The sequence below is a fragment of the Streptomyces sp. NPDC088246 genome (assembly GCF_044741025.1).
In the GTDB taxonomy this organism is placed as follows: Bacteria; Actinomycetota; Actinomycetes; order Streptomycetales; family Streptomycetaceae; genus Streptomyces.
The window spans coordinates 1-8,406 of record NZ_JBIURV010000116.1 but is presented as its reverse complement, the minus strand read 5'-3'; the positions used below and the strand labels follow the sequence as shown (position 1 = coordinate 8,406).

Sequence of the window (8,406 nt, the reverse complement as noted above, 5' to 3'; positions counted from 1 at the left end):
CCCTCCTGGCCACCTGGACCGGCGCCTGCTCGATATGCGGCCAACCCGCACCAACCCCCGAACCCCACCACAGGACCTAACAAAGCCCTACTAGGTCCCGAGCACCGAGCCCTGCTGACCCTCTGCCGGTCGGAGAACCAGTCCGTCGCGGAGCTCTCCGCCGATGCCGACCTTCCGGTCGGAGTCGTACGCGTACTCCTCGGCGATCTGCTCGAAGCTGGCTACGTACGCGTCAGCCGCCCCGTACCGCCAGCACAGCTGCCGGACGAACACATTCTTCGCGAGGTGATCAACGGTCTGCGGGCTCTGTAGGGGCACTTCGGTGATGCGGCCGGGCCGTACACGGAGCGGGCGGGCCCTTCTCCTCGCCCCGGCGGAGGGAGGGGAGAGGGGCCGCGCTCGTCGACCGTACGGTGCCTCGGGGTCAGACGTTGACCCCGTAGTCGGATGCGATACCGGCCAGGCCCGAGGCATAACCCTGGCCGACCGCACGGAACTTCCACTCCGCGCCGTGTCGGTACAGCTCACCGAAGACCATGGCGGTCTCGGTCGAGGCGTCCTCGCTGAGGTCGTAACGGGCCAGCTCGACGCCGTTCGCCCGGTTCACCACGCGGATGAACGCGTTGCGGACCTGGCCGAAGCTCTGACCACGGCTCTGCGCGTCATGAATGGAGACCGGAAAGACTATCTTCGCGACATTCGCCGGGACAGCCGCCAGGTCCACATTGATGGACTCGTCGTCGCCCTCGCCCTCACCGGTCAGATTGTCGCCGGTGTGCTGGACCGAACCGTCCGGGCTCGTCAGGTTGTTGTAGAAGACGAAGTGCAGGTCGGAGAGGACCTTGCCGGCATCCGAGCACAGCAGCGCGCTCGCGTCCAGGTCGTGATCCGCCCCCGTCGTCGTCCGGACGTCCCAGCCCAGGCCGACCGTCACTGCGGTCAGGCCGGGCGCCTCCTTCGACAGGGAGACGTTGCCGCCCTTGGCCAGGGTCACACCCATGAACTTCCTCCATTGATCCAGTGGTCCAGCGATTCGGTGATGTGGTGATCAGTGCTTCTTCGGCTGTCATACGGGTCAACGACAGTGCCTCGCCCGTGGTTCCCTCGCTTGCGCAATTCTTGAAGTGGCTGGCAGGGAGGGGCGTTACGTCGGTGGGCCGATGCCTCATGTGCGCGGGTCGGTACCGGGACTCGCATCGGTCTCCTTCATGGCCTTCGCCTCACTCTTCAGGATCCGCATGGATCTGCCCAGGGCGCGAGCCGTGTCCGGCAGCTTTTTCGAGCCGAACAGTGCGATGACCACAATCGCCACGATCAACAGGTGCCAGGGTTCGAGGCCGTTGCGCAACATGTGTGTCCCGCCCTTCCTTTCGGTGTCTTGGCCGGTGTTTCCGCTCGGGGTTCGCGGACAGTGCTACAGGCTGGCTGTGGCAGGTCCGTTGATCCACTCGAACAGCGATGCGTGCCAAATTGCGCAACTGTGCAACCATGGGGCGGCGGAGCGCGTCCTCCATCATGGAAACCGGACGGACGGGGTGGCCGATGACAGCAAGGCACAATTCAGCAGCGGGCACGCGAAGGGGCAGTCGGCTGCGGCGAACAGCCATGATCGGACTGTCATTCCTCGTGCTGCTTGTCGCGGGCGTCGGGTGGGCTTACCTCAAACTGAACGGCAGCATCGACGTCTTCAGCGCGGACGGGATCTCGGGCGACCGGCCGCCCGGCTCGACGAACGGGCAGAACGTCCTGGTCATCGGATCCGACTCGCGCGCGGGCGACAACAGCAAACTGGGCGGCGGCATGGGTACGGTGGGGCGCTCCGACACCGCGTTCCTTCTCCATGTGTACACCGACCGCAAACACGCGGTCGCCGTGTCCATTCCCCGTGACTCCCTGGTCGACATCCCGGCCTGCAAGATGCCGGGCGGCGAGTGGACCGCGCCGCAGCACGACGTGATGTTCAACGGTGCGTTCTCGGTGGGGGAGACGGCCGAGGGAAACCCGGCCTGCACACAGAACACGGTCGAGCAGCTCACCGGCCTGCGCGTCGACCACACCGTCGTCATCGATTTCGCCGGATTCTCCGCACTGACATCGGCCGTCGGGGGCGTTCCGGTGTGTCTGCCCCAGGACATCTACCAGCGAGACCTCAGCCCGAAGCGGCCCACACGGGGCGCCCGGATCTTCGCGAAGGGTCCGCAGACAGTCTCCGGACAGCGGGCACTCGACTACGTCCGGCTCCGGCACGGCATCGGTGACGGCTCGGACATAGGGCGGATCAAGCGCCAGCAGGCATTCGTGGCCTCCCTCATCAAGAAGGTCAAGTCTCGGGGGCTGAACCCCACCACATTGCTACCCCTCGCCGACGCGGCCACCGATGCGATGACCGTCGACCCCGGGCTCGGGTCGGCCGACCGGCTTCTGTCGTTCGCCATGTCGATGAAGAACATCGACCTGCACAACACCAAGTTCGTCACTGTCCCCTGGCGTTACGAGGGCTCGCGCGTCGCGATAGTCGAACCGGACGCCGACGCGCTCTGGGCAGCGCTGAAGGCCGACCGTACGGTCGACGGCCAGGATGCCGGCGGCAAGGGATCGGCCGAGGGCAGAGAGACAGCGAGCAGCCCGGCGTCGCCCGTGGCCGTCACCCCGGTCTCCGGCACGGGCATCAGCATCGCCGTCTACAACGGCACCACGGTCAGGGGAATCGCGGCCCGGGCCACCGAACTTCTGCGCGCCCGAGGCTTCACCGTCACCACCACGGCCAATGCGAGCAGCCAGGACTACGCCTCGACCGTCATCGAGTACGGGCCGGGCCTGCGGAACGAGGCAGAGACCACCGCACGGCTCTTCGTCGGAGCCCGGACGACCGCGTCCGACACCGCCGGAATCCAGGTGATCCTCGGCAGTTCCTACGCGCGGAACCCATCGTTCGCACCCGAGACCCCGGCACCCTCCGCCGTGCCGCCCACCGTCGCCGCCGGGGCGCGGTCGGCCGACGACGACCCGTGCGCGGACCTCTCGTACGGCTGACCCTCCCGCGGCGGTGGGGAGGCAGCGCTCAGAGCCGCGCCGGGACCGTTCGCAGCTGCAGTGCCGGGTGTCGGGGAGCCACGAAGCCGTAGGACTCGTACAGAGCGGCGCCGTCCCCTGTGGCGTTCAGATTGACCACCGTGACGTGGGCCTCTTCGCGGAACCAGGCGAGGAGGGCGTCGAGGCAGACACGAGCATGCCCACGGCGGCGACGGCGGGGATCGGTGCTGACATTGGAGACGTGCCCGTGCAGTCCGCTCGGATTCGCCGGGCTGGGGGCATGCGCATCGCATGTCCCGACGGCGCTGGAGACGGTGCCGAGCTCGGGGTCGTCGACCAGGAACGCGGCGAACGTGCCGGGCCGACGCAGCCGCTCGGTGAACCACTGCGCGGAGGCCTCCCGCCACGGGGCATCGGCACCGCCCGTCTCCATCCCCATGTCGGCCAGCATCAGCCCCCGCAGCCGTACCAACGCGGCCACATCGTCGAGCGTGGCGCGGCGAGCACGCACCGCCTGCCCGCCGCCGACGCCCGTACTCGTGCCGGACTCCAGGCGGTCGATGCGCGAGGGGGTCATGAGAATCTCCACTTCCGTTCGTAGCAGGTACGGGCCGCCCACAGTCCGCATGTGTACAGGGCCAGCACCGTTGCGAGCAAAAGGAAATAGAGTGGTGGCAGCGCACTCATGCCCAGCAGCGGACCGAGCGGAGTGATCGGCAGCAGCAGGCCGACCACCGCAAGACCGGACGCTGCGGCCCGCAGCGGACCGCCGCTGTGGCCCTCGGCTGCGCGGCGGCCCGCACGGGGCAGCAGCATCACCAGAGCCTGGGTGAGCAGGTTCTCGGTGAACCAGCCGGAGTGGAACGCCTCCTGCCCGCCCGATGTCGCCGAACCGTGCAATGCGTAGGCCAGCACTGCGAACGTCGCCAGGTCCGCAGTGGCATTCAGCAGACCGAAGCCCGTGATGAAGCGGAGGAAATCGCGCGGACGCAGCACCGTGGGCCGCCGCAGCACGGCAGGTGCGGGCCGGTCGAACGCGAAGGCGAGCTGCGCCACGTCGAAACACAGGTTCTGCACCAGGCCCTGTGCCGGAAGCATCGGCAGGAACGGCAGCATCAGCCCCGCGGCGAGCATCGCGATGACATTCCCGAGGTTCGACGAGAGCGTGATGCGCAGGTACATGGCGATGTTGCCGCTGCATTGCCGGCCCGCCGTGAACGCCTGATCGATGCCCGCGAGGTCCTTCTCGGCGAGCACCACATCGGCGGTCTCCCGCGCCACGTCGACCGCGTTCCTTGGGCAGATGCCGACATCGGCCGCGTGCATCGCGGGCAGATCGTTGACGCCGTCGCCGAGGAAGCCGGTGGTGTGCCCGACGGCACGCACTGCGGAGACGATCCGGGCCTTGCGCTCGGGCATGCAGCGGGCGAAGACGGTGGCCCGGTCCGCGGCCTCCGCGAGCTCCCCGTCCGTCAGCGCGTCGATCCGTTCCGCGGAAACGACATCGCCCGGATCGAGGCCCAGATCCCGGCAGGCGCGGGCGACGGTTCCCGGATCGTCGCCGGTGAGCGCCTTCACGGCAACGCCTCGGTGTTCAAGCACATCCAGCGCTTGTGCGGCGCTCGGCGTGAGCGCGTCCCGCAGAGCGACGAACCCGATGAAGGCCAGCCCCCGTTCGTCGGCCGTCGTGTATGTGCCGAGCCGGGCGGGCCGCTCGCTCCGGGCCATTGCGAGCAGCCGCAGACCGTCCGCGGCCTCGCGCGTGGCCAGGCCCCTCAGCCGGTTCCGTTCGGCATCGTCCAGGGCACAGCGGTCGAGTACTGCCTCCACTGCCCCCTTCGTGACGAGGGTGTGGGTGCCGAGCCTGCCGGGGCTGCGGACGACCGCGGTGGCGAGGCGCCGCACCGGATCGAACGGCAACGCGGCCACCCCGTCGTACGCGGACTGCGCCCCCTCCTGCTTCTCGGTGGCGACCATGACCGCCTCGTCCAGCGCGTCGGGGGCGGGGAGTTCAGCGAGCTGCAGCGTCCAAAGTGCGTTCACCGCGGCCCAGTGCAGCACTTCGGGATCGGGCCGGCCCGCCCCGTTCAGCGAACGTTCGACGACCGGCCGGTCCTGGGTGAGGGTTCCGGTCTTGTCCAGACACAGCACGTCGATCGCACCGACATCGTGAAGAGCGGGCAGCCGTTTGACGATCACTCCGTGGTTCCGGGCGAGCAGCGAAGCGCCCCTGGCCGGCGCTGTCGTGACGATCACCGGCAGCATCTCCGGAGTCAGCCCGACCGCCACCGCGGCGGCGAACGGCAGCGTTTCCAGACGGCGGCCGCGCAGTGCCGCGTTGGCCATCAGCACCAGGGGTGGGGTGAGCAGCATGAACCGGATCAGCGTCCAGGAAATCCCCTGCACCGAACGGTCGAAGGCGCTCGTGCCCCGGCGGCGCGCCGAACCGTCGTAGGCGGCGGCGAACTGGGTGTTCGCACCCGTGGCCGTCACCACCGCCGTACCACTGCCGGACGCCACGCTGCTGCCCTGGAAACAGAGTTCGGGCCGCGTGAACAGCCCGGCCTCGCCACCGGACCCGGCGTCGGTGCGGTGCCTGCCCGGAGCATCGACGGGCTGTTTGGCGACCGGCACCGACTCGCCGGTGAGGGCCGACTGATGCACGGTCAGGCCGCTCGCCCGCAGGAGCCGCACATCGGCAGGCACGAGATCTCCCGGACCGAGCCTGATCACATCGCCCGGCACCAGCTCCCCGACCGGCATCTCGCGCGCCTGTGGCGCGGTGTCCGGGCCGGTGCGGCGCAGAACGGTCGCGGTGGTCGCCACCAGCTCCCGCAGCGCGGCTGTCGAACGGTCGGCGCGATGCTCGTCCGCGGAGCGCAACGACAGCTGACGACCACGAGCGCCAGCGTCACGGCAGCCGTGCCCCACGAGGCCACCGCTGCCGAGACCAGACCCAGACCCAGACACAGGAGCACCGAGGTGAACGGATCCCGCAGGCTGCGTATGAAACGGCGGGGCCAGGAGACCGGACGCCAGGCCTGGAGGGTGTTCTCGCCGAACCGTGCCAGACGTTCCTCCGCCTGTCCCTCCAGCAGCCCGCGCGGCCCGCTGTCCAGCTAGCGGAGAACCTGTAAGGAGCTCGGTGCGGCAGCCGGCGAAGCGGGCGGCGCTCCGGCCGACCGTTGCGCCCGCTATCGGCACGGTCACGGCGGACGACTGGTCGGGATCGGTGCTGCCGGGACCTGCGGCGGCACTGCTCTCAGGCACCGAGTTCACGGAGGCGTACGGGGTGCGCGGGCGCGTGTCCGGCGCGTTCGGCGAGCTGGCCGACCATGAGCCGGACGACCGTCACCACGTCGGGGTCGTCGACCAGGTACACCTGCCGGCGACCTTCGCGGCGTGACCGTACGAGACCGGCCAGTTTCAGCTTCGTCAGATGCTGGCTCACCGAAGGAAGGGTGCCGCCCACCCGGTCCGCGAGGCCGGTCACATCGCTTTCGCCCTGGGAGAGGGCCCACACGATGTGCAGGCGCGCAGGCGTCGCCAGCAGGCCGAAGGCGGCAGCCGCCTCCACCAGTACCTCCGCGGGCGGATCCTCGAAACCGCCGTCGGCAGCTGTCGACACTCTTGCTCTCCCTGTCCGCGTGGGCCATTCCTCGCACCCGAAACACCCAGTGTAGGCGCCGGACTGCCGCCATCCGAGGGCCCATGCGTTTGTATGCGGCCTGTGAGCTCACGACCGGGAACGGCAGGCGCACTCCGTCAGACGCATCGGATTGTGGACTCATCCGGGCGGTCGGTGAGCGCGAACGGTCACATCGCTAAAAAAGCGATCCCGTCCCACGGGACAGGTCTTCGTTTGCCATGCTGTCGCCGTACTCATGCTGACGGTCCACGGAACCCGAGCCCTTCAAGACAGCTCTGACCTGCGTATTCAGCGTCTTGGGACTCACTGGTGAGAGAAGTGATCGATGTCTTCCGAGCACGCTGACAACACCCACGGGGAGACGGCCGGGGAGGCCGCGGAGACCGACGCCCTCGCACTGAAGATATTGGTCGCCGGAGGCTTCGGGGTCGGGAAGACGACGCTGGTCGGCGCGGTCAGCGAGATCCGGCCGCTGCGGACGGAGGAACTCCTCAGCGAGGCCGGACAGTCGGTCGACGACACCGGCGGGGTCGATCAGAAGACCACGACGACCGTCGCCATGGATTTCGGACGCATCACCATCCGGTCCGGTCTCTCCCTCTATCTGTTCGGCACGCCGGGACAGGACCGTTTCTGGTTCCTGTGGGACGAGCTCTCCCAAGGGGCGCTCGGGGCCGTCGTCCTCGCCGACACCCGGCGCCTGGAGGACTGTTTCCCGGCCGTCGACTACTTCGAGCACCGCGGCATCCCCTTCGTCGTAGCGGTCAACTGCTTCGCGGGCGCCCGCGCCTACGGCGAACGCGAAGTGTCCCGTGCCCTCGATCTCGACCTCGGCACGCCCGTCGTGCTGTGTGATGCGCGTGACCGGGACTCCGGCAAGGAAGTCCTGATCCGCATGGTCGAATACGCGGGCCGGATGCACACCGCCCGGCTCCTCGACTCGGTGAGCTGACCCTCCCGGCGCACATCTGTTGCGCGCCAAGGGGCCAGGACCCAGCCACATGACGGAGGAGTGCTTGCCCGTACGTGACCAGTGCGCGAGGCTTACGCGAAACGTGGGGCACGGGGAACGTATGAGCGGGGAGGAGCGGGCAAATGGCGCTGGACAGGGAACTCGACTGGCTCCTTGACGATCTCACGAGCAGGGTCGAGCACATACGGCACGCGTTGGTGCTGTCGAACGACGGACTGGTGACCGGGGCGAGCACAGGCCTGGCGCGTGAGGACGCGGAGCATCTCGCAGCGGTCTCGTCCGGGCTGCACAGCCTCGCCCGCGGATCGGGACGCCACTTCCGCGCAGGGAAGGCACGGCAGACCATGGTGGAATTCGACGAGGCATTGCTCTTTGTGACGGCCGCAGGGGCTGGCAGCTGCCTGTGCGTGCTGAGCGCGGCCGAGGCCGACGTCGGTCAGGTCGCGTACGAGATGACGCTGCTCGTCAACAGAGTAGGAGAGCATCTCGGTGTTGCCGCGCGGCAGGCGGGAAGCGAAGGTAACAAGCGGACCTGACCCGGCCGTGGGAGTTATCCACAGGCCGGGCGGGCGATGCCCTCCCGGGTTACGGTGCTCACAGAGAGTAATTGATTCTCACGGGGGAGAGCATCGTGACTGTTACGGAAGCTGTGTGTACTGAGAGGGTGTTCGGTACCGTTTCATGCTGCCGCGGGCGGTTTCGGGCGGAGGTATTGCCCGATTTGGCTCGGGCTCGCGGTCAGCCTGCTGAC

At 68.5% G+C, this 8,406-nt stretch carries 8 protein-coding genes and 1 pseudogene; 4 read left to right on the top strand and 5 right to left on the bottom strand.

Annotation, left to right across the window (positions count from 1 at the left end; translation table 11 throughout):
• Positions 1 to 312 (top strand): DUF742 domain-containing protein (locus tag ACIPEK_RS45835; RefSeq protein ID WP_402008777.1); only part of this gene is annotated, 312 nt, incomplete at its 5' end.
• A gap of 112 nt (positions 313 to 424) precedes the next feature.
• Here the strand turns inward: ACIPEK_RS45835 and ACIPEK_RS45830 are convergent.
• A complete protein-coding gene (locus ACIPEK_RS45830; protein ID WP_402008775.1) occupies positions 425 to 1,000 on the bottom strand; it encodes a TerD family protein in 576 nt (191 codons plus the stop codon).
• A gap of 165 nt (positions 1,001 to 1,165) precedes the next feature.
• Positions 1,166 to 1,351, bottom strand: coding sequence for a Sec-independent protein translocase subunit TatA (tatA, locus tag ACIPEK_RS45825; protein ID WP_402008773.1), 186 nt, complete (start codon positions 1,349 to 1,351; stop codon positions 1,166 to 1,168).
• Positions 1,352 to 1,605: 254 nt separating this feature from the next.
• Between tatA and ACIPEK_RS45820 the strand changes: the two genes are divergently transcribed.
• Positions 1,606 to 3,033: an LCP family protein gene (locus tag ACIPEK_RS45820; protein WP_402008771.1), complete on the top strand. Its 1,428-nt coding sequence runs from the start codon at positions 1,606 to 1,608 to the stop codon at positions 3,031 to 3,033.
• A 28-nt stretch (positions 3,034 to 3,061) separates the two neighbouring features.
• Here ACIPEK_RS45820 and ACIPEK_RS45815 read toward each other — a convergent pair whose 3' ends face one another.
• From ACIPEK_RS45815 to ACIPEK_RS45805, 3 genes and pseudogenes are all read right to left on the bottom strand, one after another.
• Positions 3,062 to 3,610, bottom strand: a complete 549-nt coding sequence (locus tag ACIPEK_RS45815) for a GNAT family N-acetyltransferase (protein ID WP_402008769.1) — start codon at positions 3,608 to 3,610, stop codon at positions 3,062 to 3,064.
• Positions 3,607 to 6,312 (bottom strand): annotated as a pseudogene (gene mgtA, locus ACIPEK_RS45810) (magnesium-translocating P-type ATPase). Before mgtA ends, ACIPEK_RS45815 begins: the two are co-directional and overlap by 4 nt.
• Positions 6,296 to 6,661 (bottom strand): metalloregulator ArsR/SmtB family transcription factor, encoded by a 366-nt coding sequence (locus tag ACIPEK_RS45805; RefSeq protein WP_114248576.1) that lies wholly within the window; start codon positions 6,659 to 6,661, stop codon positions 6,296 to 6,298. The pseudogene mgtA and the gene ACIPEK_RS45805 overlap by 17 nt, the downstream one beginning before the upstream one ends.
• A gap of 346 nt (positions 6,662 to 7,007) precedes the next feature.
• Here ACIPEK_RS45805 and ACIPEK_RS45800 point away from each other — a divergent pair, with 346 nt between their 5' ends.
• Positions 7,008 to 7,634, top strand: coding sequence for a GTP-binding protein (locus ACIPEK_RS45800; protein WP_402008768.1), 627 nt, complete (start codon positions 7,008 to 7,010; stop codon positions 7,632 to 7,634).
• 143 nt (positions 7,635 to 7,777) lie between these two features.
• On the top strand, positions 7,778 to 8,191 hold the full coding sequence (locus ACIPEK_RS45795; protein ID WP_383080072.1) for a roadblock/LC7 domain-containing protein: 414 nt from the start codon (positions 7,778 to 7,780) through the stop codon (positions 8,189 to 8,191).
• The last annotated feature ends 215 nt before the right edge of the window (positions 8,192 to 8,406 follow it).

Bases quoted from the DNA above. Each gene is read 5' to 3' on its own strand.
- ACIPEK_RS45830 (WP_402008775.1), bottom strand. From the start codon at position 1,000: ATGGGTGTGACCCTGGCCAAGGGCGGCAACGTCTCCCTGTCGAAGGAG.
- tatA (WP_402008773.1), bottom strand. From the start codon at position 1,351: ATGTTGCGCAACGGCCTCGAACCCTGGCACCTGTTGATCGTGGCGATT.
- ACIPEK_RS45820 (WP_402008771.1), top strand. From the start codon at position 1,606: ATGATCGGACTGTCATTCCTCGTGCTGCTTGTCGCGGGCGTCGGGTGG.
- ACIPEK_RS45795 (WP_383080072.1), top strand. From the start codon at position 7,778: ATGGCGCTGGACAGGGAACTCGACTGGCTCCTTGACGATCTCACGAGC.
- ACIPEK_RS45800 (WP_402008768.1), top strand. From the start codon at position 7,008: ATGTCTTCCGAGCACGCTGACAACACCCACGGGGAGACGGCCGGGGAG.
- ACIPEK_RS45815 (WP_402008769.1), bottom strand. From the start codon at position 3,610: ATGACCCCCTCGCGCATCGACCGCCTGGAGTCCGGCACGAGTACGGGC.